22 protein-coding genes are annotated in these 24,636 nt (G+C 59.1%); 14 read left to right on the top strand and 8 right to left on the bottom strand.

The features are described from left to right. Positions 1-65: 65 nt before the first annotated feature. The 10 genes from GRI38_RS12180 to asnB all read left to right on the top strand — a co-directional run bounded on the left by GRI38_RS12180 (position 66) and on the right by asnB (position 13,482). Positions 66-1,403, top strand: a complete 1,338-nt coding sequence (locus tag GRI38_RS12180; RefSeq protein WP_160684448.1) for a flippase — start codon at positions 66-68, stop codon at positions 1,401-1,403. Continuing rightward, on the top strand, positions 1,331-2,608 hold the full coding sequence (locus GRI38_RS12175) for a glycosyltransferase family 4 protein (RefSeq protein ID WP_337191290.1): 1,278 nt from the start codon (positions 1,331-1,333) through the stop codon (positions 2,606-2,608). Before GRI38_RS12180 ends, GRI38_RS12175 begins: the two co-directional genes overlap by 73 nt. A 225-nt stretch (positions 2,609-2,833) precedes the next feature. After that, on the top strand, positions 2,834-4,102 hold the full coding sequence (locus GRI38_RS12170; protein ID WP_160684442.1) for an O-antigen ligase family protein: 1,269 nt from the start codon (positions 2,834-2,836) through the stop codon (positions 4,100-4,102). Beyond that, positions 4,059-5,099, top strand: a complete 1,041-nt coding sequence (locus tag GRI38_RS12165; RefSeq protein ID WP_160684439.1) for a glycosyltransferase family 2 protein — start codon at positions 4,059-4,061, stop codon at positions 5,097-5,099. Before GRI38_RS12170 ends, GRI38_RS12165 begins: the two co-directional genes overlap by 44 nt. A 77-nt stretch (positions 5,100-5,176) precedes the next feature. After that, a complete protein-coding gene (locus tag GRI38_RS12160) occupies positions 5,177-6,073 on the top strand; it encodes an FkbM family methyltransferase (RefSeq protein WP_160684436.1) in 897 nt (298 codons plus the stop codon). Positions 6,074-6,218: 145 nt separating this feature from the next. After that, positions 6,219-6,917 carry a polysaccharide biosynthesis/export family protein gene (locus tag GRI38_RS12155; RefSeq protein ID WP_237487535.1) on the top strand — a complete coding sequence of 233 codons (699 nt, stop codon included), beginning with the start codon at positions 6,219-6,221 and terminating at the stop codon, positions 6,915-6,917. Between the two features lie 6 nt (positions 6,918-6,923). After that, complete coding sequence (locus GRI38_RS12150) at positions 6,924-9,071, top strand: GumC family protein (RefSeq protein ID WP_160684433.1); 2,148 nt, start codon at positions 6,924-6,926, stop codon at positions 9,069-9,071. Positions 9,072-9,338: 267 nt separating this feature from the next. Continuing rightward, entirely contained in the window at positions 9,339-10,301 is a 963-nt protein-coding gene (locus tag GRI38_RS12145; RefSeq protein ID WP_160684430.1) for a tetratricopeptide repeat protein, read from the top strand. A 35-nt stretch (positions 10,302-10,336) separates the two neighbouring features. Then, on the top strand, positions 10,337-11,524 hold the full coding sequence (locus GRI38_RS12140) for a glycosyltransferase family 4 protein (protein WP_160684427.1): 1,188 nt from the start codon (positions 10,337-10,339) through the stop codon (positions 11,522-11,524). Further along, positions 11,524-13,482 (top strand): asparagine synthase (glutamine-hydrolyzing), encoded by a 1,959-nt coding sequence (gene asnB, locus GRI38_RS12135; RefSeq protein ID WP_160684424.1) that lies wholly within the window; start codon positions 11,524-11,526, stop codon positions 13,480-13,482. Before GRI38_RS12140 ends, asnB begins: the two co-directional genes overlap by 1 nt. A gap of 7 nt (positions 13,483-13,489) precedes the next feature. Here the strand turns inward: asnB and GRI38_RS12130 are convergent, their stop codons facing one another. The 6 genes from GRI38_RS12130 to GRI38_RS12105 form a co-directional block, all read right to left on the bottom strand. Further along, the gene (locus GRI38_RS12130; protein ID WP_160684421.1) at positions 13,490-15,439 is read right to left on the bottom strand and encodes a polysaccharide biosynthesis protein; all 1,950 of its coding nucleotides are present in this window, start codon (positions 15,437-15,439) and stop codon (positions 13,490-13,492) included. 73 nt (positions 15,440-15,512) lie between these two features. Further along, positions 15,513-16,076: a sugar transferase gene (locus GRI38_RS12125; RefSeq protein WP_160684418.1), complete on the bottom strand. Its 564-nt coding sequence runs from the start codon at positions 16,074-16,076 to the stop codon at positions 15,513-15,515. Continuing rightward, positions 16,070-17,002 carry an NAD-dependent epimerase/dehydratase family protein gene (locus GRI38_RS12120; protein ID WP_160684415.1) on the bottom strand — a complete coding sequence of 311 codons (933 nt, stop codon included), beginning with the start codon at positions 17,000-17,002 and terminating at the stop codon, positions 16,070-16,072. The genes GRI38_RS12125 and GRI38_RS12120 overlap by 7 nt, the downstream gene beginning before the upstream one ends. A 9-nt stretch (positions 17,003-17,011) precedes the next feature. Further along, positions 17,012-17,836 (bottom strand): enoyl-ACP reductase FabI, encoded by an 825-nt coding sequence (gene fabI, locus GRI38_RS12115; protein ID WP_160684412.1) that lies wholly within the window; start codon positions 17,834-17,836, stop codon positions 17,012-17,014. Then, positions 17,833-18,822 carry a YhjD/YihY/BrkB family envelope integrity protein gene (locus GRI38_RS12110; RefSeq protein ID WP_160684409.1) on the bottom strand — a complete coding sequence of 330 codons (990 nt, stop codon included), beginning with the start codon at positions 18,820-18,822 and terminating at the stop codon, positions 17,833-17,835. Before GRI38_RS12110 ends, fabI begins: the two co-directional genes overlap by 4 nt. 61 nt (positions 18,823-18,883) lie before the next feature. After that, a complete protein-coding gene (locus GRI38_RS12105) occupies positions 18,884-19,858 on the bottom strand; it encodes a DnaJ C-terminal domain-containing protein (protein WP_160684406.1) in 975 nt (324 codons plus the stop codon). Positions 19,859-20,128: 270 nt separating this feature from the next. Between GRI38_RS12105 and pdxH the strand changes: the two genes are divergently transcribed. From pdxH to GRI38_RS12090, 3 genes are read left to right on the top strand one after another with little or no spacing between them, the layout of a single operon-like run. Further along, entirely contained in the window at positions 20,129-20,752 is a 624-nt protein-coding gene (gene pdxH, locus GRI38_RS12100) for a pyridoxamine 5'-phosphate oxidase (protein ID WP_160684403.1), read from the top strand. After that, entirely contained in the window at positions 20,725-21,717 is a 993-nt protein-coding gene (locus GRI38_RS12095) for a cation diffusion facilitator family transporter (protein WP_337191289.1), read from the top strand. The genes pdxH and GRI38_RS12095 overlap by 28 nt, the downstream gene beginning before the upstream one ends. Beyond that, positions 21,714-22,520 carry a PhzF family phenazine biosynthesis protein gene (locus tag GRI38_RS12090; protein WP_160684400.1) on the top strand — a complete coding sequence of 269 codons (807 nt, stop codon included), beginning with the start codon at positions 21,714-21,716 and terminating at the stop codon, positions 22,518-22,520. Before GRI38_RS12095 ends, GRI38_RS12090 begins: the two co-directional genes overlap by 4 nt. On the opposite strand, the gene GRI38_RS12085 is transcribed toward GRI38_RS12090, so the two are convergent. Beyond that, complete coding sequence (locus tag GRI38_RS12085; protein ID WP_160684397.1) at positions 22,517-23,653, bottom strand: serine hydrolase domain-containing protein; 1,137 nt, start codon at positions 23,651-23,653, stop codon at positions 22,517-22,519. The two genes, GRI38_RS12090 and GRI38_RS12085, sit on opposite strands and share 4 nt — an antisense overlap. 35 nt (positions 23,654-23,688) lie before the next feature. Between GRI38_RS12085 and GRI38_RS12080 the strand changes: the two genes are divergently transcribed. Further along, positions 23,689-24,042, top strand: coding sequence for a hypothetical protein (locus tag GRI38_RS12080; protein ID WP_160684394.1), 354 nt, complete (start codon positions 23,689-23,691; stop codon positions 24,040-24,042). 81 nt (positions 24,043-24,123) lie between these two features. Here the strand turns inward: GRI38_RS12080 and GRI38_RS12075 are convergent. After that, positions 24,124-24,636: YadA-like family protein (locus GRI38_RS12075; RefSeq protein ID WP_202389984.1), on the bottom strand; the 513-nt coding region annotated here is incomplete at its 5' end.

The following is a 24,636-nucleotide window of genomic DNA, read 5'->3' as shown; positions in this document are numbered from 1 at the left end:
ACGCTGTTCGGAATTGTGTCCGTCAGCTATGACGAACTTCCGTTCGACATGCCGCGATCGGGGTCATGACACTCAAGCGAATGCTGCGGAAAACCGGCCTGTTCCTGCGGCGCCCATCCCTTGCAGGCGTCATTAAGAATATCAGCTGGCTGATGGTCGAACGTGTCATTTTGCTTTTGACCAATCTCGCCGTTTCCATCGTAGTGGCCCGCTATCTCGGACCGGCCGAGTTCGGTATCTTCCAATACGCCTTGGCCTTCGTCGCACTGTTTGGTTTTCTGCCCTATCTCGGCTTGGACAGCCTGGTGACACGACATCTGGTCGAGGAGCCCGAAGCTCAGGCGGAGCTTGTCGGAACGACGCTTGCACTGCGCGTCGCAGGAGGTGCCGCCGCGGCAGCACTGGCAATCGGTGCGTCCTTCCTGTTCGTCGAGGATGCCCTCGACAGAATTATGATTGCAATCATCGCCTGTGGCATGATCTTCGACGCGACGTTGGCGTTCGATTTGTTTTTTCAATCCAGACTGCAGTCGCGTCACGCTGCCGTTGCGCGCACGATCGGTGTCGGCACCGGCGCGATACTGAAAATTGCCTGCGTTCTGATTGCAGCACCCTTGGAGGCGTTTGCCGGAGCGACACTGGTGCAACAGATCATACAAGCCGGCGCGCTTGTTAGTATATTCGGAAAACATGGCCTCTCGCCGCGGTCGTTGACCTACAGTCGGGAGAGGGCCCGAAGCTTGTTGTCGGCTTCTTGGCCGCTCATGATATCATCCCTAGGAGGGGTGGTCTTTCTGAAGATCGATCAGGTCATGCTGAAGGAAATTTCCGGGAATGCGGAAAACGGCATCTACGCAGTCGCCGCTCGGCTTTCCGAAGTCTGGTGGTTCCTGCCAACCGCGATAGGTCTTTCCTTGTATCCGATGCTTGTCCGTGCGCGGGGAGAATCCTCGGATCGGTATGCCGCTGTCCAACAAGGTGGCTATGATCTGATGTTCTGGATAGGTACGGCAATCGCGGTAGCGGTTTCACTGGTAGCGGGGCCTGCCATCGCACTACTCTATGGAAACGACTATGTCCGCGCAGCAGATGTCCTCATAATTCATATTTGGATTTCTCCGATCATGTTCATGGGCGCCATTACTAGCCGCTGGCTGGTACTCGAAGGACTTCAGATGGTCGCTCTTTCGCGCAGCATAGTGGGTGCTGTCGTGAATGTCGGTTTGAACTTGTGGCTGATCCCCCTTTACGGGGCGGTAGGGGCGGCAATCGCGACCGTCGCATCTTACAGTCTGCTGACGTACGGCGCCTGCCTGCTGAACCGTGCCACATGGCCCGTATTCGTCAAAATGTCGCGTGCTCCGCTTGCCCCCTTCCGCCTTATTTCGGGATTGCGACGGTGAAAGAAGGGCGTCCCTTGAAAATAATGATCGCTACGGGAATATTCTGGCCCTCGGTTGGCGGACCTGCGCAGCAGACAGAACTTTATCGCCGGGCTTTCGAACGGGAAGGGCACGTCGTTCGCATTGTCACTTATGCGATTGCCGGGTCCGATCGCGAGGATGGCTCGGTTTCCTATCTCGACGGATCGCGGTCGACCAACCCGTTGTCCAAGCTCGTTCGACAATTCGCGCTGCTATGGAGGCTATGGCAGATCTTCTCTCGGTTTCGCCCGGATGTCATTCATTCGCAAACGGCAAGCGGACCGCTTCCTTTTCTGGTGGGGCTGGTCGCTCGGATCAGAGGCGTTCCGTCCTGGGTCAAGATCGCCAATGATCCGGAGTTTGACCATAGCGGTCGCGCCGGTCTTTCCTCCAACGACATCGTGGCGACCCGCCGTCCGCGCCGAACGGCCGCTCAGATCGCCAATGCCGCGCTTACCCGGACAATGCTGAAGCTGTATCGCTTCGTATGGGTGACCACACCGACCCTGGCAGATCGTATGAACGAGCGATGGAATGTTTCGCGGTCCCGTATTCACGTCGAAAGCAATCGCTTTGACTTTCATAAATTGAGCGATGTAGCGGAAGCACGTAAGCTACGTTGCGTCGCCCGCCCGGCCTCGTTGCTGATTGTTTCCCGATTAGAGCCGATCAAGGGGATCGATATCGCGTTGGAGGCCATTGCGTTGGTCGAGGAAAGCGTGACGCTGCGTGTACTCGGGGACGGTTCGCCAGAAAATCGGGCGTTTCTCGAAGATTTTTCCCGCGAATTGGGACTTGAAAATCGCGTTCACTGGCTGGGTGCGGTCGAACCCGACTACGTGGCCGATCATTTTCGTGATGCCGACATACTGATCGTGCCCAGTCGGTTCGAAGCTTTCGGAAACGTCATCGTTGAGGCGATGGCCGCCGGCACGCCCGTCATTGCGTCGGATGTAGGAGGCATTCCCTTCGTCACGCAGGGCGATACTTGCGCAACCTTGGTTCCGCCTGATAATCCCGCCAAGTTGGCCGATGCAATCGAATGGCTTTTACGTCACGACGAAATCAGGCAGCAGCGCATCGAGGCGGGGCGACGTCGCGTCAGAGACTTTTCGATTGAAGCCGGGGTTGACCGATGGGCCGACTTATTCGAAGCGAACCTGAAAGCAAGAACCTGTCCATAATTCGCATGCCGAGACCCTCCACGGCTTCGAAAGAATAGAAAGATCGACGTGAGACATTCGTCAGCACGAAGAAGATCGCGCAAATCGAAATCGACCGCTAGCTGGCAAAAGTTCGTAGATTCGACTGGCCAACTCTGGTCACGTTCCGGTTACGCGAGCGACAAGACGTGGCTTTTTACTATCATTCTGCTCGTTCTTGTCGCGCTCATGGGCGGCAGTTCGCGAATGGACGTGTCTTCCCTTATCGTTTTGCGTCCGGTCACGTTCATCGCTTTGCTGATCGCCTGCGTCGCCAGCACCCGGATGTCGGTCAGCCAAGCGCGTATCCCGATCGCACTCGGTCTGACTGGTCTAGTGCTTGCAGCCACGCAACTCGTGCCAATTCCGTATGACATATGGGCGGGACTGCCCGGCCGTTCGGCCTATGCGCAAGCAGCAAGCATCGCGGGCATCGACGATGGCTGGCGCTTCGTCACGATGTCCCCGGCTCGTACTGTGAATGCCCTAGCGGCGCTCGCGCTTCCCGTCGCGGTTCTATTGCTGATCGCACGTGCCCTGCCCGAGCGCAGCGATGGCACGGTCCGGATCATCTGCCTCATCGCCTTTGCTTCAGCAATACTGGCGCTTCTGCAGTTATCCGGCGATCCTCGGGGTCCCCTCTACACCTATCGCCTCACCACCGTGGGCGCGCCGGTCGGATTGTTTGCAAACCGCAACCATCAGGCCGTATTCCTCGCCGCGATATTACCGTTCGTCGCCCAGCTTGTCGTTGCCAGATACAAGAAGAAGAAAGCGCTGGACAGCATTGCACTGTCAATGATCGGTGCGGCCGCTCTCTTTGCTTTCGTTTGCGTAATAACCGGTTCTCGCGCCGGTTTCCTCGCTCTCGTCATCAGCGCCGGGTTCAGTGCCTGGATCGTTCAAGCAAATCGTGCGCCTGTGCCGGCCAAAGGAAAGGCCTCGAAAAGATATGCCGGCTTAATTGGGGCTGCGGCCCTCGGCGGGATAGCAGTCGTAGCCTGGCTTGTGACTTCAACGGATACACTCTTATGGCGACGGTTCCAGTCAAGTTCGCTCGCCGACGAAGAGCGAGCAACTCTGTTGCCGACTACCTGGCAGATGGTTCAGGACTTCTTCCCTGTCGGATCCGGTTTTGGTTCCTTCGAGCAAACATATTACCGTTACGAAGGGCTCGACAATCTATCCCGCTATTATGTGAACCAAGCGCATATGGATTGGCTTCAGTTCGCTCTCGAAGGAGGAGTGGTTGCCATTGCAATGATGCTCATCTTCAGTTTCTGGGTCGTCGCACGCGGCGTAGCGTTGCTCCGTGCCGAGACGAAAGGCAATCAGTGGTCAAGGCAAGTTGCCGCCCTGTCCTTCATCCTCGTGTTCGGTATGGGCAGCCTCTTCGACTATCCCCTGCGTGTACCTTTGGCCGCGGCCATTTTTGCAGTTTGCTGTGCGCTACTGGCTCAGCCGAAGCGCACGTGACCCCACTCGAGTGTCTTTCCCTTTCTTCAGCGTAGTGATTCCGCTTTATAATAAAGGCACAACAATCGCGGAAACCCTTGCAAGTTTACTCCAACAGATCGATGCGTCTTTCGAAATAATAGTCGTAGACGATGGCTCGAGTGATGGCGGCGATACAGTCGCGAGGAACATCGACGACAACAGGATTAGATTGTTGAGGCAGGACAATGCCGGACCGGGAGCTGCGCGCAACCGTGGTATTCGCGCCGCCCGGGGAAAGTGGATCGCCTTTCTCGACGCTGATGATCTCGTTGCGGCGAACCACCTCGCCGAACTCGAAGCCATCGCGAGCGCGCATCCGGACGCTGGATTGATCGGCACCGCCTTCGAGGAAGTACGAAGCGCCGAAGTCGATCTCAGCCCGCGAAAACCGGGCTGCATTCGTACCATCGATTTCTTCGCAGCTGTGGCAAATGGCAGCAATCCTCTTTGTTCCAGTTCTGCTGCGATCAGGTCGGACGTACCGGACACCATCGGTTACTTCGGATCGGCGAGGCTCGGCGAGGATCGCGAATACTGGGCGCGGGTTGCGCTCTCTTACCCGGTTGCCGTGTCAGACCGCGTAACGAGCTATTATCGCAGAGATGTCGAGGGGGTCACCAATGCATCGCGGCACAGATGGCGGGGGAAGCATTTTCGAACGGCGGGCGATATCGCCCCTGCGGCCGCCATTGCAGAGGCAGCGCTCGCTGATGAAACTCACGGGGATAAATCAGAAAGTCTCGAGCGATTTATCGATGCATACGTTGGATATTGCCTCCACTCCGCGGTGGTGAATGGCGATGTTACGACGATACGACGACTGGCGAGCCTTTATCGTCGCGGCCCGCCAGCGCGGGATGCGATTTGGTTTCACGCTTCACGATTTCCCCGCCCGCTTGCGCGTATTGCGCTCGCCTGTTTCCGCTTGGTTCGGTCCGCTTTATATCGACCCTCGCGGTTTCTGCTTCGCAGATAAAAACGGTTTTAGTGCGCTCCCGCATCGATAGCCCGGAGCATCGGTCTGAAATAATTATGAGAACAGGTTCAAATTCAATGCGCAAGAACTGGCGGGAATACAAACGGCGGCGAGATGCGCAGACGGCTTTTCGCTATCTGCATGAACAACGCGAGGAATTTCTCGCAAAATATCCTCAGATGTGTTGCTTAAGTTTCGACCACATCTCGATCGTTCTGAACGTCCTTGGCCGAATGGACGAAGGACAGCTCGAGTGGTTCGACAGCTGCTTCGGCTCCTATCTCGCAGACAAGGTCGTGTGCGATGTCGGGGCAAATCTCGGGAACCACAGCCTGTTCTTCGCCGGTATCAGCGACAAGGTTCTGTCCTTCGAGCCGAACACGATCATTTATGAATTACTCGCGATTAATGCGCGCGCGATGCCCAATATTTCGGTAAACAATGTGGGCATTTCGAACGAGGCGCGAACGGTTCAAGCGGCAATGAAGCGCTCGGCCTATGGCAGCGCTAGAATTACCGATTCTCCTGAGGACGACGAATTACCTTTCAGTTTCGAGACGCGGCCGCTCGACTCGTTCGAAGCGGTTCAATCGAGCGATGTCGGACTGATAAAGATCGATGTAGAAGGACATGAAGCGCAGGCAATCGAAGGTGCCGAAAACACCATTCGCCGCACGATGCCGCTCATTCTTTTCGAACAGAATTCGGACGCAATAGAGGAGGGAACTTCAGTTTCGCTCGAAATGCTGAGGAGTTTCGGCTACAAGAAGTTCGTCGAACCCGTAACCGCTCCCTCAGGCCGTTTGTCCGACAAGCTCAGTGGCAGGGTGGCACGTCTGTCGCGGGGTGTAGAGGCACTAATGCAAGGTCCGCCCGAGAAGATTTGGGAAGCGCGCGAGATCGCGTCCTTGTCTGCGAGGCATTATCCTTGGATCGTGGCCATTCCCCCGGCGCTCGAATTGCTCGAGGCGTAGAATATATTTGTCAGAACGGGCCTTATCCGCCATATGCCAGCGCGCGTTAATAACGCCTTCCCCATGATAGTTGAAAGCCGCAACCCCTAGAGTACGTATGATGTTGTCGTCATTTTCTTCGATTGCCCTGAACGCAGTGCGGGTAATGCTCGGTGCGATTCTTGCCGTGTCGTTGGCGGCTTGCTCTAGCGGACCGGTAGGGCAGGATCCGTCGATCAACTCGGTCACCTACGAGAGCCTCCCACCGCCCGAGCGTGTGGATTTGACTGCAGCGGAACGTCCTTACTATTTGGGCCCGTTCGACAAACTGGCGATCGAGGTCTTCGGCCTGTCCGACATGCGACGGGTGGTTCAGGTCGATGCTAGCGGCCGGATATCCTATCCGCTGGCTGGCACGATCGAGGTTGCCGGCCGGACCCCGACGGAACTTTCACGTCTGTTGGAGGAGCGCCTGCGCGCCGCTTATGTTCGCGATCCGGAAGTTACCGTGAACCTCGAGGACGCGCTCAGTCAAACTGTAACCGTCGGTGGTCAGGTGGCCGCACCAGGAGCGTTTCCGGTGATTGGCACGATGACCTTGAGCCGGGCCATAGCGCGTGCGGGCGGGCTGACCGAATTGGCCAAGAAAAGCGACGTGGTCGTCTTTCGCACGGTGGGGGGTGACCGATATGCCGGCCTCTACAATTTGCAGGCCATCCATCGAGGAAATTATCAAGATCCCGAAATTTTTGCCAACGACGTCATAATCGTCGGTGAATCGGCATCACGGCGCCTGTTCCGTGACGCGTTGGGCGCGACTGGTCTTTTGTCGCCGGTCATCTTGCTGACCGGGCGTGGGGGCTGACCGGGCATGACGTATAACGATGCATCCCTGGTCGACAGAAGTGAACTCTTTTCGTCGCAGGAGACAGTGGCTCAAGGTTCGAAGACGCCTCTCCTTCTGAATTACTGGCGTGCCTTTCAGCGGCACAAGCTCGTAATTGCGGTGATCATGATCGCGTGTCTGATTCTCGGGTTTCTGGCAACTTCGCTGGCGGAACGGCAGTTCACTGCGACGGCGACGATCGAGATTAGTCGCCAACAGCAAAATGTCGCGAATGTCGAAGCGGTCCAGCCGGAGGACGCGGGCGAAACGGCAGAGTTCTATCAGACGCAATATGGACTGCTGCGGTCACGCTCGCTTGCCGACCGGGTAACGCGGCGCCTGAATCTCACATCCGACCCCGTCTTCCTGTCCGCTTTCGATCTGAACGTAGCCGACGAAAACGGAAACGAGGTCGATAATGCGGAATTGCGACGCCGGACAGCAAACCTTCTCTTGAGCCAGCTTCAAGTCGAACCGCTCCGGGGTTCGGGTCTCGTCGATATCGAGTTCGAAAGCCCTGATCCGGAATTGTCCTATCGCATCGCCAATTCTTGGGCCGACGAGTTCATTGCATCGAACCAGGACCGCCGGTTCGCCTCCACCTCGGGCGCGCGCGAATTTCTCGAGCAGCGGCTTGCCGATCTGCGTTCGCGACTGGAAGATTCCGAACGTCAACTCGTGACCTATGCCCGCCAGCGCGAAATCATCAATGTTTCGAGCGAGCGCGATGGCGAAGGTAATGCGACGTCAGAGCGTTCGTTGATTTCGGCCGAACTCGAAGCCTTGAACAACGAACTTGGCAGGGCGACCGCTGCGCGGATCGCTGCGCGTAGTGAAATGAGTGCGGGTCCCAGCCGCGCCGTAGTCGAGAACTCTGCCCTGAACTCGCTACGTCAGCGGCGCGCGGAACTGGCAGCGGAATATGCCAACTTATTGACGCGTTTCGAACCCGAATATCCCGATGCGAGGGCTTTGAAGTCGCAGATCGACGAACTGGACAGTGCCATTGCAAGTGGCGAACGTCGGGTGACGCAGGTGTCCGCGACGAACTACGAACAAGCCTTGCAGCGCGAGCGGGCTTTGCAGGCACAACTTCAGGACGTGAAGGAGCAACTTCTCCAGCAACAGTCCGATCGTATCCAGTACAACATCTTTCAGCGCGATGCGGACACCAATCGGCAGCTCTACGACGCACTGTTGCAGCGATATAAAGAAATCGGCGTCGCCGGTGTCGGCGTAAGTTCGATCGCGATCGTCGATCGTGCCGAAATACCGCGCGGACCATCGTCGCCGAACCTGTTGCTCAATATGCTGCTGGCTACCCTGGTGGGATCTGTCCTGTCCGGGCTGACCGTCCTGGCGTTGGAGCAAATCGATCAGACGTTGAAGACGCCAGAGGATGCTCGGGATGCATTGAACCTTCCAATACTCGGGGCGATCCCGGAACTGGACGGCGATCCAATCGAAGCGCTGGAGGACGTGAAATCCGTTCAATCCGAAGCCTACCTCAATGCGCGAACGAATCTTTCTCTGGCGACGGAACACGGAATACCGAAAGCGTTCACGGTGACGAGTACGCGCCAGAGCGAGGGTAAGAGCACCTCGGCAATGGCCCTTTGCCATAGTATTGCGAAGCTCGGCCGGAGGGCGGTCCTCATTGATGCCGACATGCGCAACCCTTCTATTCACCGAATGTTCGGCGGCGAAAACGTTCACGGACTTTCATCATATCTGGCGGGCGACAATGAAGTGGACGCCCATATCAAGCCCTCCCCCATAGGCGACTGGGATATGTTCTATGCCGGCCCGATCCCGCCGAACCCATCCGACCTGTTGAGTGGCGAGCGGCTTTCCATGCTCGTGTCCTATCTTTCCAAAAGATATGACCATGTAATCATCGACGGCCCGCCGCTGCTTGGTTTCGCCGACGGTCTGCTCATCGCGCAGGTAGTCGAGGGAGTGGTTTATATTCTGGAAGCAGGCGGCGCGAAATCGGGAGCTATCCAGTCGTCACTGGACAGATTGTATCAAGCGCGTGCCACGGTTTTCGGGGCGATCATGACCAAACTGAACATGGATTCGAGCGACTATTCCTATCAGTATACGTACGGTTCGGATGCAGAACGCGACTGAAATCCGTAGTCTTTCGGTTACGAACGAAGTGCCGTGATGCTCAGACGCATATTCCTCTTTGTTGGCATAGCACTTACCGTGTCTGCGGTACTTGTTTCGGTACCGTTCTATTCGACCACGATTGCACGGCAGAATGTCAGTCCGACCGCAAACCATGCACCGGCATTATTCGCGGGGGTTCCAGAGCTTCTGCAAAGCGTATCGCGAGGCAATCTGCGCCCCGACTTTTCCAATTTGACGCCAGCAGATCGTTCAAGGGTAGTCGACTTGGCCCATCTCGCTTTGCGCCTCGATCCCACCTCCCCTTCCGCCTTGAGGGTGCTTGGCCAAGTCAGTGCAACCGATGGAAATGAAGAAAAAGCGCGGCAACTGATTTTGGCGGGCAACTCGCTAAATCGCCGCGACCGCCAATCCACGCTATGGTTGATCGACGACAGCGTGCAAAGCGGCGATATCGACCGCGGCATGTCGTATTTCGATCAGCTGCTCAGAACCCTCGGGGACGACCGCGGGTCGGTTATCGCGCTGCTGACGGAACTCTTGTCAGATCCGCGTGCAATCGCGCCGATGGAGCGTATTCTCAGGCGGCGGCCGAACTGGTCCGAACAATTCTGGCTGTTCGTCCCCGGTAACGCGCAGGCATTGGAGAACGCAGCGACGTTACGCGTGCGGCTCGACAAATCGATGACGCCCGAAGACAAGAAGTCGGATAGCGCCTTGATCGCTTCCTTAGCTGACGCGGGCTACTACGCGGCAGGCTTCCGCGTGGCTCGGGCGGTTCACCCGGAATTGAACGAAGTCGGAATCAACAATCCGGAATTTTCTTCGTCCGCCGATGTCGCGCCGTATAATTGGCAAGCCACCGGCTCGAACGCCTTCGCAGTAAATATAAGCGAGCGCACCGATACTTTGGAGATCAGTTCTTCACCTGGTTCTTCGGGCGATATCATCAGGCAATTGGTACGGCTGAACCCTGGCACTTATCGGCCAGTAATCATGTTATCGGGAGATTATCAGGATCAGTCGCTTCCGGAACTTACTCTTTCGCTGCAATGTGCAGGTTCCGACGAGCGGCAAAATGCAAGGCTCAATTTGCCGAGACAAAGGAGCGAAGAGCGCCAGACGCTCACTGCGTCGGCGAATTGCGAGCGATATTGGCTCACCCTGTCGACCGGATACTCGATGAGCGCTTACGATATCTCGATCGATCGTATCGACCTCGTCCGGTAGGCCCGTCGCCCGGTCCACTGACAAACTATTCGCTCATGAACCTGCTTTTCGCTCACGATCACCGGTTTCTTGTCGATGCTGCCGGCCGACATTTCACGACAGGTTCTTTTCCTGCCTATGTCTGGCAGCGTTATCTGAAAGTCTTCGATACGATAACCGTGCTGGCGCGGATTGGCGACGCCCCGGAAGGGCATAATCACGCAATTTCTTCGCATCCTGGTGTCGATTTTGAGAAGTGTGCAGACCTCAACAATCTCTCCAGCTTACTGAAATTGGCCCAACGCGACAGGCGGGCGATCGAAGATCAGGTTGCCAAAGCAGATGCCGTCATTGCGCGGTTACCCAGCGAAATAGGCAATGCAGTGGCAAAAGCTTGCCAGCGTCAAGGCAAGCCTTACCTTATTGAAGTCGTGGGTTGCGCGTGGGACGCTTACGTCAACCATGGCCGCCTTGCCGGAAGAATGTTTGCCCCTCTGGCAGTACGCCGCATGCGGCAGACGATCGACGAAGCACCGCTTGCCATCTACGTTACCAAGGATTGGTTACAGTCGCGCTATCCGACGCGTGGGGTCAGCGACCACGTATCGAACGTCGAGATACCAGTTCCCGACGAAGATGTCCTTGCGTTGCGAATGCATCGTATCGCATCGCTTCGTGACGGGCGACCCGCCGTTGCAGGTACGATCGCATCGCTAAAAGTCCGCTACAAGGGGCTTCAGACTGCCATTCCGGCAATCGCGAAGCTTCGCTTGGAGGGGCAGGACATTCGCTTTCGGATCCTTGGATCAGGCGATCAACAACCGTGGCGTCGATTGGCCGAGGAACATGGCGTGTCCGATCTCGTCACCTTCGACGGAAGCCGTCCAGCCGGAGCCGCCGTTTTCGAATGGCTGGATGAAATCGATATCTATCTGCAGCCTAGTTTTCAGGAGGGTCTGCCAAGATCCACGATCGAAGCAATGAGCAGAGGATGTGCGTGCGTCGGTTCGACCGCTGGTGGAATACCCGAACTGTTGCCTGCCGAAAGAACCCATGCTCCCGGTGACACCGGTTCGCTCGCCCGAGTGATCGAGGGGTTGGCTCGCTCACCATCAAAGATCGAACAGGCCGCCCGGCGAGACATTGCCGTGTCGCAGCAATATACCGGAGACCTTCTGCAAGAGCGGCGCGAGCGAATGCTGCGTCGCTTGCGAGATGCCGCCGCGTCGAACGGCTCTTCCTGATGTGCGGGTTTGCCGGTTTCTTCGATCCGAGCGTCGGCGGATCGTCCGAGGAACAAGCTCAACAAATATCGGCGATGGTCGAACCACTGATCCATCGCGGACCCGATGGATCAGGCATCTGGGTCGATAGCTGTTCTGGTATCGCGCTCGGCCATCGGCGTCTTTCCATTCTCGAACTGAGTCCTGCCGGGGCGCAACCGTTCCAATCCTCGAATGGCCGCTACGTCATCACGTTCAACGGTGAAATCTACAACCACCTCGATCTGCGTCGCAGGTTGACCCAATTCGGACGGCAGGTTCTGTGGCGGGGCCATTCCGATACCGAAACGCTCGTAGAAACGATTGCTTACTTCGGCATCGAAAGTACCTTGCGGGAGGCTCAGGGCATGTTCGGTTTTGCGCTGTGGGACAAGCGCGAACGGAGTTTGACGCTCGCCCGCGACCGGATGGGCGAGAAGCCATTGTATTTCGGTTGGCAAGGCTGCGAAGGGTCGCAACGTGTCCTGCTGTTCGGATCGGAATTGAAGGCATTGAAAGCTCATCGGGCTTTCCGAAACGAGATCGACCGGAAGGTGGTGCGGCAATATCTCCAGCACGGCTACGTGCCTGCACCGGCGAGCATCTATAAAGGCGTACGAAAACTAGCACCCGGAACTTACGCTACCTTTCGATCTGACGGCGAGGCCGAGTACACGCGATATTGGTCGCAGCCCGTTCCAGCGGGCGAAAGCGAATGTCCCCGACCACTGGAAGAGTGGGTCGGCGAAGTCGACTCCGTGCTTGGCGCCGCTGTTAAGAAACAGATGTTGAGCGACGTACCCTTGGGCGCCTTTCTTTCCGGCGGTATCGATTCTTCGACGATCGTGGCCTTGATGCAAAAGCACACATCGCATCCGGTGAAAACGTTCACGATCGGTAGCGAGAATGCTTCGCTCGACGAGGCACATGATGCACTCGCCGTTGCGAAAGCCCTCGGCACCGAGCATGCTTCCCTAATTGCGACCGATGCGGACGCAAGGAAGATCATCCCGCTCTTGCCACAAGTTTATGACGAACCGTTCGCCGACTCGTCTCAGATACCCACCATTCTCGTATCCCAACTCGCAAGCCGCTCTGTGAAGGTGGTGCTATCGGGGGATGGAGGCGATGAACTGTTCGCAGGGTATGAGCGCTATCACTTGGCACAGAAGACATTTGGCCTGATCGCTGCCTTACCGTTACCGGCGCGCAAAACGATAGCGAAGCTCTTGCGAGCCGATCGCACGGGACGTGTTGCGGCGAGGCTCGCGAACATGGGGCGTTTTCGGGATGGCCGGAAGAATCTGCACGATTTGATAATCCGGGCCGCACAATTGATGGATGCGCCATCTGCGGTAGCCGTCAATCAACGCCTCGGTTTCAGATGGCAACCCTATGAAAATCCGGCCTTGCCGGCGGAAGACTGCACAACCTCCGAAGTCGTCCGTGCACGTATCACAGATAGCTTGGCGGAAATGACATTCGATGATCTAACCGGTTACCTCATCGATGATATCCTCGTGAAAGTCGATCGCGCGGCGATGTCCCAGTCGATCGAAACGCGCGTTCCAATGCTCGATCCCGATGTCGTCGCCCTGGCGGCTAGGATACCGATGCAGCATAAAGTCACACCGGACGGGAATAAGCGTGTTCTGCGCGAGGTTCTGTACAGATATGTCCCAAAAGCACTCGTGGACCGGCCAAAGCGCGGCTTTGCCGTACCGTTGCATGACTGGTTGCGAGGTCCGCTGCGCGAATGGGCGGATGATCTTCTCTCGCCCGATCGGTTGGCGCGTGAAGGATATTTCGATCCCGTTGCAATCGACCAGGTGTGGCGCGAGCATCGCTCCGGCTCGGCGAACCATCAGTGGAAGTTGTGGCCTGTGTTGATGTTTCAGGCCTGGCTCGACGATCAGGACGTCATGCCGAGCGCCGTTTAGGTGACGGCTATGCCCGCCTTTCGGTAACGAAATCCTCCTGCGGATTGAGCGTGGGAACGACAGTTCGCAACAATCGGCGGCATTGGTCGTGACTGTTATCGTTTATCGTCCGCTCGAGCTCATCGAGGATCGGCGTGAGTTCATCCAGCCGGATAAAGTCTTCGTCTGCTCTGAAAATGCGCGGATGTTCTGTCGCGGATGATGCTTCTCCGATGAGAAGTTCTTCGTGCAATTTCTCTCCGGAGCGCAGACCCACTTCCCGAATCTCGATATGATCACCATGCGGACCATCGCCATGAAGATCGAAGCCGGCCAACTGGATCATCGTTCGGGCGAGGTCCCAGATCTTTATCGGAGCGCCCATATCGAGAAGATATACTTCGCCTCCTTCAGCCATTCCCGCAGATTGAATGACAAGTTGTGCGGCCTCCGGAATGGTCATGAAAAAGCGCGTGACGTCGCGGTGCGTTACCGTGACCGGACCTCCTGCCTCGATTTGCTCGCGAAAGGTCGGAACGACCGATCCGCTTGACCCTAGAACATTGCCGAAGCGAACCATCGAGAAGATCGTCCCCTTCGCCCGCCGCTCCTGCGCCAGGGACTGAAGGTAAAGTTCGCACAAGCGTTTGCTGGCACCCATTACGTTGGGAGGGCGAACCGCCTTGTCGGTACTGATAAGGATCATCCGCTCGACGCCGGATGCCAAGGCTTGGTCGGCGACGTTCTTCGTGCCGAACACGTTGTTGTACACGCCCGAGAGGGAGTTCTCTTCGAGCAGCGGCACGTGTTTATAGGCGGCGGCGTGATAAACGGTATCGATCTTGTTTGCGCCGAAGAGATGTCTGACTTGGTTGGCGTCGGCGACATTGATCAGATCATAGCTTATGGCTGGAAGCTCGCGCGTCTTCTCGAAGAAGACGTCTTTCCGGTACTGCTGCTCGAACATCTGTCGAAGGTGAAACAGACCAAATTCGTTCATGTCGGCAACGAGGATCCGTTTCGGCTCCAGCAGAGCGATCTGCCTGCATATTTCGCTTCCGATGGAGCCTCCACCCCCTGTCACCAGCACGGTTTTGCCCGTTACCGAAGCCCGCAACAATTTCTCATTCGGTTCGACCGGAGCTCGTCCGAGCAAGTCTTCCACCTGGATTGGCCGGATCGCGCTTGCATTTACGCGGCCCTCGATCACTGCGCGAACGGCGGGCAAAATCTGGACGTTGACGGGAAGATCCTTGAGCTCTTCGAGTATCTCCCTGCGACGTTGCTGTTTGGCGGTCCGCATAGCCAGGACGATGTCGGTGGAGCCGGTTTGTTCGATAGTCGCAGCAATATCTTCCGGATGATAGATACGCGTCTGGTTGACGTATTTGCCATGCTTCGTTCGATCGTCGTCGATGAAGCCCATGACCTGCATACCGCGCTCGGATGTAAGGGAATTGGCCAGTTGCAACCCGGTCGCGCCCGCCCCGTAGATCAGCACTCGCCGGTGGTCAGCCTCGCCGCTGCTGCGATTGAGCAGATCTACCAGAATATATCGCCCGATAATCCGGGCGGTTGCCATCAGAATAAGGAACAAGATGGGCGCAAGGATCGCAATGGTGCGCGGCACGCCGGGATAAGTGTACACCATGTAGTACGTGATGAGGGGGATGGTCGTCAGAAATACGGTGACGAACAGGGATACGACCGAACCACGCCCGGTATACCGGAAGATAGTGTTGTAGTTCTGACGGATCAGAGCGAGCAGGTACCAGATCAGGATCAGACTTCCGGCGAACCGGATGACCGGCCAGTCGAACAAACGCCATTCTCCGAGCCTGAGCGAGAAAGCTATCCAGGTCGCGACGACCGCCAGCACTCCATCGAGGATCGCGACGAACAACTGCTTGATCCAGCGAGGCCAATCCGTGACACGGCTCGCTATCCCGAGGATCTTGAGCAATCCTCGATTAAGCATTCGCTCCGGTAGCCTTGCGAGTCTGGCGATCATCGTCGGTGTCGTATGTAAGAATTGAATGTCATGCGAAACGTCAGTGCGAGACACCTTTTCGGGTCAGAACTTTAGCGACGGTCATCCAGATGATTTGCAAGTCCAACGCTAGGCTGCTCCTTGATAGATATTCCTTCTCGAACGCAACCTTGCGCGCAAGGCTGAGTTCGTCCCGACCGTTCACCTGCGCCCAGCCCGTTATCCCGGGACGCAGCACGTCGACACCAGCTTCGCGGCGCATGCCCATCAGGTCGTGCTGGTTAAACAGCGCGGGTCGGGGGCCCACCAGAGACATGTCGCCTTTCAGAACAGACCAGAGCTGCGGCAGTTCATCGAGACTGCTGCGCCGAAGAAATCCGCCGATACGCGTGAGATGAATGCGCCCATCTCCGAGCAAGTGCGTTGGCAATTGAGGCGTATCGACCTTCATCGTGCGAAATTTGGGCATCAAGAAAATTACGCCATCCTTGCCGAAACGCTCCGATCTGAAGATGACCGGACCTTTGGATTCCAGCCTCACCGCTATCGCGACCAAGGCGCAAATGGGCAGAAGGATAGTGAGCGCAACGGCGCTGGCCAGAACATCGAAAGCGCGCTTCAGCATCGCGAACCCGCAATAGTTCCCTCAAGAGAACGCTCGAAAGCGACCGGCGGCGACCAGTCGAACTGGTGGGCGAACCGTGTGCCGTCAAAGGCAGCATTGCCGAGCAGGCTCTCGCTTCGTCTGCCAAGAGCTGCTGCTGCGGCCAGACGAACTGGCGCGGCGGGCCAGTTCCAGACACGATCGCGAAAGCCAAAGCCCTTCAACAACCGACGGTATAGTTCGCCTGTGCTGACAGGCTGGCTGTCCGTTACGATAAAGGCGCCAGATGTTTCCGCGGTTGCGGCCGTTAGCGCCGCATCAGCGAGGTTTTCGACCGCAATGAAGTTTCGCCGATTGTCGATCGAGCCGAGCGGCAGAGGCAAGCCCCTGGCAGCCGCCTTCAAGAGCAACGCGAACCAGGCTCCGACACCCGGACCGATCACCGCCGGTGGGCGCAGGCAGGTAACCACGAACTCGTTCGTAGCGAGGGCGAGAAGGGCTTCGTCGGCCGCCAGCTTGGATTTTCCATAAGGGGTCGCCGGACGAGGCTGCGTATGGTCGCCGTAAACCATTCCGACCGGAGTCGAGGAGGCGAGAGCTGCGACCGAACTGATCTGGACGAAGTTTCGTACCCCATGTGCGCGTGCGGCTTTCGCAAGGCGGACGGGTAGATCGACATTCATGCTTTTATACGAAGACACACCGGCCGCCCGATCTTCTCGCCGCGTTCGGTGAACGCGCGCGGCGCAGTGAATGACGGCTTCGCAACCATGGACCAGCGGGACAGGATCTGCAGTCAACAGATCTCCGCACGCCACATATTCATCAGCGTGACCTGCCGGATGAGTGTCACGGACGATCGCACGAACTTTCAGTCCGCTTGTGACTGCCTGCTCGACTATCGCTCCGCCCACAAACCCGGCCGCTCCGGTTACGGCAATGCGCATGGGTAATGCTCAATCCAGCGCGATGTCGGGCGCGTCTTCCTGCTTCATGCCGACGACGTGATAGCCGGCGTCAACGTGGTGCGTCTCGCCGGTAACGCCGGAGGAAAGGTCCGACAAGAGGTAAAGGCCCGCGCCGCCGACGTCCTCGATCGTCACGTTGCGGCGTAACGGCGAATTCAGCTCGTTCCATTTCAGGATGTAGCGAAAGTCGCCGATGCCGCTTGCCGCGAGCGTCTTGATGGGCCCCGCGCTGATCGCATTGACCCGGATGTTCGCCGGGCCGAGATCGTTGGCGAGGTACTGGACGCTCGTCTCCAGCGCGGCCTTGGCGACGCCCATGACGTTGTAGTGCGGGATGACCTTTTCCGCTCCGTAATAGGTGAGCGTGAGAATGCTTCCGCCGCCCGTGCCGTCACCCTTGAGCGGCGGCATCATGGCTGAGGCGCGGTTTGCGACCGCCACGAGCGAATAGGCGGAAATGTTCATCGTCATCAGAAAGTTGTCGAGGCTCGTATCGACATATTTCCCGCGAAGCTCGTTCTTGTCGGAAAAGCCGATCGCGTGAACGACGAAATCGATCGTTTCCCACCGGGCCTTAAGCGTCGCGAACGCCTCGTCGAGCGCATCCATGTCCGACACGTCGCAGGGGAAGGTGAAGTCGGAGCCCAGCTGCTCTGCAAGCGGCTTCACTCGCTTCGCCAGCGCCTCTCCCTGATAGGTGAAGGCCAGCTCCGCGCCGTGCGCACTCAACTGCTTCGCAATTCCCCAAGCTAGCGACTTGTCGTTCGCGAGGCCCATGATCAGCCCGCGTTTCCCCGCCATCAACCCGCTCATACAGATCCTTCCGCTGCTTTGTTCTGCGCCAACTCGGCCGCCTGCTCCTCTTCGGGCGTTTCGGCCAGGGCGGCGTTCAGTTCGGCACCGACGACCATCCCTAGTCCAACGAGGTAGAAAAAGAAAAGGGTAACCATGATGCCGGCAAGGCTGCCGTAGGTCAGGTCGTAGCTGAAGAAGCTGGAAAGGACCTGCGGCATCAGGACGGTGACACCGATCCACCACAGCGTCACGACCAGCGCGCCGGGCCATTTGGGATAGCGCTTCTGCCGGTAGAAGTGCGGCGTCAGCGTGTAGAAGATCATGTAGAGCGAACCGAACAGCCCGAGCCCGGGAACGATGCGCGACAGCGCCAGCCCGGAAATGACGTCGTTCAATGTCGGCAGGTAGGCCTCGATCACCTGCTGCGCGGCGGTAATCATCAGCTGCGCGATGAGGGACAGCAGGAGAAGGACGACCGCGACGATAATGATCCCGGTGGAGAACAGCCGGTATTTCCAGAAGGAATAGGTCGCCTCGGTGCCGTAGGCGCGGCGCAGCATTTCGCGGATCGTCTCGATCAGGCTGCCCACGGTCCACAGGGCGACCGCCGCGCCCGCCCATAACAGCCACCCGCTACGCGCCTGGACCACGTCGCGGGCGACCGGACCGATGGTTTCGCGAACCGTAGGCGGAAGGGCGATCAGGATGGTATTGATGGTGGCGGCGCGCTCGCTTTCCTCGCCGATCGCGGAGAAGACGGCTGCCCCGAGGATGAAGAACGGGAAGATCGCGAGCATCGACATGTATGCGAGATTGCCCGCATGGATGAACCCCTCGTTATAGGTGCCGACGAATACGCGCTTCGTGATTTCGAAGAAGCGGGTGCCCGGACCCATGCGGCTCGCCACGCGGTCGCGAAAATGAAAGGCCGCCTTGCGCCGTTCTTCGGGAGAAAGCGAGCGGACCTGGCGCTTGTCGGGATCGGACAGCTCGGTTTCCGCCACGTCTCTGTCTCTCCCGCCTAGCGCCTGTTGTATCGCCCCTTCTGCCGGAGGCGGTTCTGCTTCAGCTCATGCCCTTACGCGGATCGCTGTCGTCTTTCCACCCGTCGAGTCGTCGCTGCAATTCGGCAAGATCGTCGGGCAGCTGTATCTCGAGCGTCACGAGCTGGTCCCCGCGATTGCCGTCCTTCTTCGAAAAGCCCTTTCCCTTGAGACGCAGCACGGTTCCGCCATCGGTGCCGGGCTTAATGGTCATCATGACCGCTCCGTCGACCGTGGGAACGCGGACCTTCGCGCCGTTCACCGCTTCATCGAGCGTGATCGGCAGGTCGAAGCGAACGTCGTCGCCATCCCGCTTGAAGAAGGCGTGGCCCTCGATCTGGATTTTGACGATGCCGTCGCCTGCGCCGCCCGGACCCTGTTCGCCCTTGCCCTTGAGCCGCATCTGCGTGCCGTCCTCGACGCCGGCGGGCAGTTTCAAGTCGATCGTCTTGCCGTCGGACAGGGTTATGCGCTGGTCGGCGCGCGTCGCCGCGTCCGTGAAGGGAACGCGCAGGCGATAGAGAATGTCAGAGCCCTTCTGTGGCGGGGGCGGAGGGCGTCTGCCACCGCCGAAGCCGGCAGCGCCTCCGCGTCGCGCGCCGCCGCCGAACAGCCCTTCGAAGATGTCGCCGATATCGGCCTGGTTGCCGAACCCCTCGAAATCGCTCGCGGAATAGCCGCCCTGGCCGCCGCCACGGCCGGGACCGCCACCGCCGTAGGAGCCGCCAAAGCCTCCGCCCCGACCGCCGCCCATGCCTGCGAACGGGTTGGTCGGATTGCCCTCTGCGTCGATCTCCCCGCGATCGAAACGCGCTCGCTTGTCCTTGTCGCTGAGCAGATCATAGGCCTGCGTGGCCTGACTGAAGCGCTCCGCCGCTTGCGGGTTGTCCTTGTTCCGGTCGGGATGGAGTTCCTTCGCCAATTTGCGATAGGCGCTCTTGATGTCTTTCTCGGACGCGCTGCGCGAGATACCGAGGGTGGAATAGGGGTCGGCCATGCGCATTTAGTTAGGTGCGGCGCCGCGCGCTGGCAAGCGGGGCGTGGGTAGCCTTGAAAGCGCCATCATACCCGGCAATGTCCGGAGGGTGCGCTACGGGAAGACTGCACTTCCCTACGCGGGGGTGCAGGGCTAGAACGCCGGCGATGAGCTGGACTATCGCCCTCCGCACGATGCCTCGTGGTTTACCCTTGGGCGGCGGCTCGCGCACGGCGTCGTTTCTATCGCCAGAACCGTGTTCCATGTGTTCCATCTGTTCAGGTAAGTGCGATGAAAGCTGAAGAAAGCGTGATCCCGACGGGCGATCCCTTTGGCCTGTTCGATGCATGGCTCGACGAAGCGAAGGTAAGCGAACCCAACGATCCCAACGCGATGGCGCTGGCGACGGCGACGTCGGGCGGATTACCGTCCGTGCGGATGGTTCTGCTGAAGGGGCACGGCCCCAATGAGGGACCAAAAGGCGGCTTTGTCTTTTATACGAACGAAGAGAGCCGCAAGGGCGAAGAGGTGCTAGCCAATCCTCATGCCGCGTTGCTGTTCCACTGGAAGAGCCTGCGCCGGCAGATCAGGATAGAAGGACCGCTCGAAAAGGTCTCGGACGAACAGGCGGACGCCTATTTCGCCAGCCGTTCGCGGCAATCGCAGCTGGGCGCAGTCGCATCGGCGCAATCGCGGCCCATGGCTTCTCGCAGCGAGTTCGTCGAACGCTATGACGCAGCCGAACGGCGCTTTGCAGGCGGCGAAGTCGAGCGGCCGTCCTACTGGAACGGGTTCCGCGTGACGCCGCTCGCGATGGAGTTCTGGATCGACCGGCCGGGACGCCTTCACGACCGTCGCCGTTTCACTCGCACGGACGGCAGCGCGTCGTGGCAGTCGAGCCTTCTCTTCCCGTGACGAAGGTGGCCGTCTCGACCCAGGCGGAACGGGATCGTGCGCGCCTGACGCGCAGCGCGGCGATCGCCTCGATCGCGACGGCGGCCTTCCTCCTAGTGCTGAAAGTCTGGGCGAGCTGGCGGACGGGTTCGACCGCGATGCTGGGCAGCCTCGCCGATACGGCACTCGACCTTGTCGCCAGTCTGGCAACGCTCGTAAGCGTTTGGATTGCCGCGCAGCCCGCGGATCACAACCATCGCTTCGGTCATGGCAAGGCAGAGGCTCTCTCGGCGGTCTTTCAGGTTCTGCTCATTGGATTGTCGGCGGTGGGCATCGCCTGGCGGGCAATCTCGGCGCTCGTGTCCGGTGACCGAACAGCGGCGGCGGCGGAAGGCATCGCGGTAAGCATCGTCGCGATCCTCGTCACGCTCGCACTGCTCGGCTGGCAACGCTACGTCATTTCGCGCACCCGCTCCGTGGCTATTTCCGCCGACCATGTGCATTATCAATCCGACCTCCTGCTCAATCTCGCGGTCATCGCCGCGCTCGCCCTCGACCAGTATCTCGGCTTCGGTATGGCCGATCCCGTATTCGGCATAGCAATCGCCCTTTGGTTGGCCTGGGGCGCATGGTCGGCCGGCAACGAGGCGGTCCACCAGCTGATGGATCACGAATGGCCCGAAGAGAAGCGCCAGCAATTCGTCGAGGTTGCCGCCCGCCATCCCGAACTCAGCAATCTGCACGATCTGCGCACGCGGACGAGTGGCCACAAGGATTTCGCTCAATTCCACGTCGATCTGCCCGGCGACATGTCGGTCGCCCGCGCGCACGACATCATCGAATCGGTCGAGCGGGATCTGTGTGCGCAGTTCCCCCATCTGGAACTGCTCATCCATATCGACCCGGAAGGGCATGTGGACGAACCCGAGAACCCGCTCGTCGAGGAAGACGAGTTCGCCAAGCTGGAGAACAACACACCGTCATGAAAGCCTTGCCCTATTTCCATGTCGATGCCTTTGCCGATGCGCCGTTCAAGGGGAACCAGGCAGCGGTGATGCCGCTCGACGAATGGCTTTCGGATGAAGCGATGCAGGCGATCGGGGCGGAGAACAACTTCGCGGAGACGGCCTTCTATGTGCCCGATGAAACAGGGGCGGCGGATTACGAACTTCGCTGGTACACGCCGACGCACGAAGTCGCCCTGTGCGGCCATGCGACATTGGCAAGCGGTCATGTCGCATTGTCGCATAGCGGTTCGGAGCACATGACCTTTCGCACGCGCAAGGCCGGCATCCTCGAAGTGCGGCGAAGCGAAAGCGGCTATGAACTCGCCCTTCCGGTAGCTCATGTCGAAGAGCGCGCAATGCCGGAACTGATGGCTGCGCTCGGTGCTTCGGGCACCTGTTACGATGCTGTCGCCGGGGTCGAGGAAACCACCATCGTCCTGCTCGATGACGAAGCGGCGGTTCGCGCGCTGGAGCCCGATATGCGGGCGCTCGAAAAGATCGACCGCATGGCAATCTGCACGGCACGCGGTAGCGAGACCGACATTGTGAGCCGCGTCTTCGTGCCGGCCTGGGGCGTTCCTGAAGACAGCGTGACCGGCTCTGCGCATGCCGTGCTCGCGCCGTTCTGGGCGGAAAAGCTTGGAAAGACGCAATTCACGGCGCATCAGGCAAGCGAGCGTGGCGGCCTCCTCGATTGCCGGATGGATGGCGAGCGTGTCTGGCTTGGCGGACCGTGCGTGACGGTCGTGCAGGGCGTGTTCCGCCTACCTGACCAGGCCTAACGTTCGGGGTAAAGCTCCAGGACATCCGCCATTTGCGGCATGAGCGCGGCGCGTTCGGCCTCGTCAGAATGGCCGAGCCTCACCATCGTCACGCGCTGCTCTGGCGAAACCATGACGTATTGTCCCATATGGCCGATGAGAGAAAAGAGCGTAGCCGGGGCGCGGTCCGGAAACAGCGGGTGGCGCCGTTCCTCGCCCGGTTCGCGGAACTCGCGATTGAGCCAAGTCTGAAAGCCGTATTGGGGCGATGCGGGGCTCGACGTCGTCATTGCCCTGACCCAGGCGCGCGGAAGGATCTGCGCACCATCGACCCGTCCCTCATTGCGCAGGAACTCTCCGAATTTCGCCCAGTTGCGGGCGGTCCCGTGAATGAGGCTGCCCCCGATGAGCGTCCCGCTCGCGTCGAATTCCGGCACCATCGATTCCATGCCGAGAGGACCGAACAGGCGTCGCTGCAAGTAGTTTGCGACGGCCGCGCGACGGGTCTCCGGATCGCTGCTGTCGGTCAGTGCACGGGCAGCGATGTCGGCCAGGATAACACTCGTATTGCTCGAATATTCGAACTGTTCGCCCGGTTCGGCTTCGAGCGGCTGTTCTTCCGCCCAGCGGGCCATGTCGTCGCGGCCGTCCAGAAACAGCATCCGGACTTCGGATGATTCATACGGTATCTCTCCCGCTTCCGTATGATCGAGGCCGCTGCGCATTTGCAACAGGTGCCGAAGCGTGATGTCGCTCCTGGCATCTCCCGGCCGCTGCCATTTGGGGATCGGGGCAGGTGCGTCGACATGAAGCAGTCCATCGGCCACGAGAAGACCGATCATTGCGGCGGTCACGGTCTTCGCCATGGACCAGCTTACAAAGCGGGTGTCCGCATCGTAGCCCGGCGCATAACGTTCGGCGGCGATCTCGCCGTCGTAAAGAAGGACGAGTGCGCGCGTTTCGCCGACGTCTTCACTCGTGAACAATTCGTCGACCTGCCGCGCAACCTGCTCCGTCGGAGCGCCGGGCGCGTCCGAGACGGCGGCGAGGGCGGTCTCCGAAAGCGGCGCAGGTTCGCTTTCTTCCGAGCCGCATGCACCAAGGGTTGGCAAGAGAGCGACAGCGGCAATATGGGTTATCGAACGGCGCAACATCGCGCTCTCACTCGCGCAAGGAAAACGATTCTTCAATGGCTAAAGGTAAGGCGGGCAAGCAGTCGAACAGGCTGAAGGGGAAGGTCTTCATCATAGGCGCCGTCCTGATCGCGATCGTCCTTGCCGTGATATGGTTCTATCGCGCCCCCATCGAAGGCTATGCGGCGGCCGGAACCGCTTACAGCGCCCGGGTTGCATGTTCGTGCCGGTTCGTTGCCGGACGAGCCCTCGAAGATTGCGAAAAGGATAAGCTGGCCGGAATGGGACTGGTCCGCTTGTCGGAAAACGTCGAGGAGCGAAGTGTCACGGCGTCTTTCCCGCTCATATATTCCGATACCGCCGAATACCGGGAAGGGTATGGCTGCGTCCTGCGGAGTTGGCGCGGCTAGGCTGAGACGAACTGCGCCATTCGGGAAAAAGGGGCCCCCGAATAGCGCGGGGACCCCTCTTCAAATCGTAAAGACGCGTTATCAGAAGCCGAAGGCGACCCCGACGCGACCGCCGGTCGTGTCCGAGGCAGTCGATCCGGCAATACCGCCCGAAACGTAGATACGCGGAGCGACGCGTGCCGAAACCGTACCGGCAAAGCCCTGCTCCCCGCCGTAGGTCGAGGCATTGAGGCTGACGCTGATCGAGCTGTCGGGAACGATCATCGTGCCGCCGAATGCCATCGCTGCAGCAATGCCGCCGCTGGTCGACTCGTCCAGTTCATCGAGACGAAAATCGAGGCCGGTCACGCGGTCGCTCAGAGCATTGAACTGCGCATCGGAGATTTCCGCGATTGCGTCCATCGCGACGCGTACGTTCTGGACGGAGGCGGCGGTGGCGATGGCGGTGGTGCCGAGCGTGCCGTTGCCATCGACGGTGACGGCTTCGACCGGCCCTTCCTGGGCGGCGGTAGAAGCGGCAATGTCGCCGATGCGGACCGAGGAACCGGTCCCGCCGAGCGTCACCTGGTTCGCAGCCGTGGCGGTGGCGTTCGT

It is taken from the genome of Parapontixanthobacter aurantiacus (assembly GCF_009827635.1).
In the GTDB taxonomy this organism is placed as follows: Bacteria; Pseudomonadota; Alphaproteobacteria; order Sphingomonadales; family Sphingomonadaceae; genus Parapontixanthobacter; species Parapontixanthobacter aurantiacus.
The sequence above is the reverse complement of the archived record's forward strand: the minus strand, read 5'-3'. Positions and strand labels throughout refer to the sequence as shown.

Excerpts from the sequence above, each read along its gene's own strand:
- GRI38_RS12155 (WP_237487535.1), top strand. The coding sequence starts at position 6,219 with ATGCTCGGTGCGATTCTTGCCGTGTCGTTGGCGGCTTGCTCTAGCGGA.
- fabI (WP_160684412.1), bottom strand. The coding sequence starts at position 17,836 with ATGAGCGGGTTGATGGCGGGGAAACGCGGGCTGATCATGGGCCTCGCG.
- pdxH (WP_160684403.1), top strand. The coding sequence starts at position 20,129 with ATGAAAGCTGAAGAAAGCGTGATCCCGACGGGCGATCCCTTTGGCCTG.
- GRI38_RS12160 (WP_160684436.1), top strand. The coding sequence starts at position 5,177 with ATGCGCAAGAACTGGCGGGAATACAAACGGCGGCGAGATGCGCAGACG.
- GRI38_RS12170 (WP_160684442.1), top strand. The coding sequence starts at position 2,834 with ATGGACGTGTCTTCCCTTATCGTTTTGCGTCCGGTCACGTTCATCGCT.
- GRI38_RS12080 (WP_160684394.1), top strand. The coding sequence starts at position 23,689 with ATGGCTAAAGGTAAGGCGGGCAAGCAGTCGAACAGGCTGAAGGGGAAG.
- GRI38_RS12120 (WP_160684415.1), bottom strand. The coding sequence starts at position 17,002 with ATGCGCATTGCCGTAACCGGAGCGGCCGGGTTTGTGGGCGGAGCGATA.
- GRI38_RS12125 (WP_160684418.1), bottom strand. The coding sequence starts at position 16,076 with ATGCTGAAGCGCGCTTTCGATGTTCTGGCCAGCGCCGTTGCGCTCACT.
- GRI38_RS12150 (WP_160684433.1), top strand. The coding sequence starts at position 6,924 with ATGACGTATAACGATGCATCCCTGGTCGACAGAAGTGAACTCTTTTCG.
- GRI38_RS12085 (WP_160684397.1), bottom strand. The coding sequence starts at position 23,653 with ATGTTGCGCCGTTCGATAACCCATATTGCCGCTGTCGCTCTCTTGCCA.
- GRI38_RS12090 (WP_160684400.1), top strand. The coding sequence starts at position 21,714 with ATGAAAGCCTTGCCCTATTTCCATGTCGATGCCTTTGCCGATGCGCCG.
- GRI38_RS12140 (WP_160684427.1), top strand. The coding sequence starts at position 10,337 with ATGAACCTGCTTTTCGCTCACGATCACCGGTTTCTTGTCGATGCTGCC.
- GRI38_RS12180 (WP_160684448.1), top strand. The coding sequence starts at position 66 with ATGACACTCAAGCGAATGCTGCGGAAAACCGGCCTGTTCCTGCGGCGC.
- GRI38_RS12130 (WP_160684421.1), bottom strand. The coding sequence starts at position 15,439 with ATGCTTAATCGAGGATTGCTCAAGATCCTCGGGATAGCGAGCCGTGTC.
- GRI38_RS12175 (WP_337191290.1), top strand. The coding sequence starts at position 1,331 with ATGGCCCGTATTCGTCAAAATGTCGCGTGCTCCGCTTGCCCCCTTCCG.
- GRI38_RS12105 (WP_160684406.1), bottom strand. The coding sequence starts at position 19,858 with ATGGCCGACCCCTATTCCACCCTCGGTATCTCGCGCAGCGCGTCCGAG.
- asnB (WP_160684424.1), top strand. The coding sequence starts at position 11,524 with ATGTGCGGGTTTGCCGGTTTCTTCGATCCGAGCGTCGGCGGATCGTCC.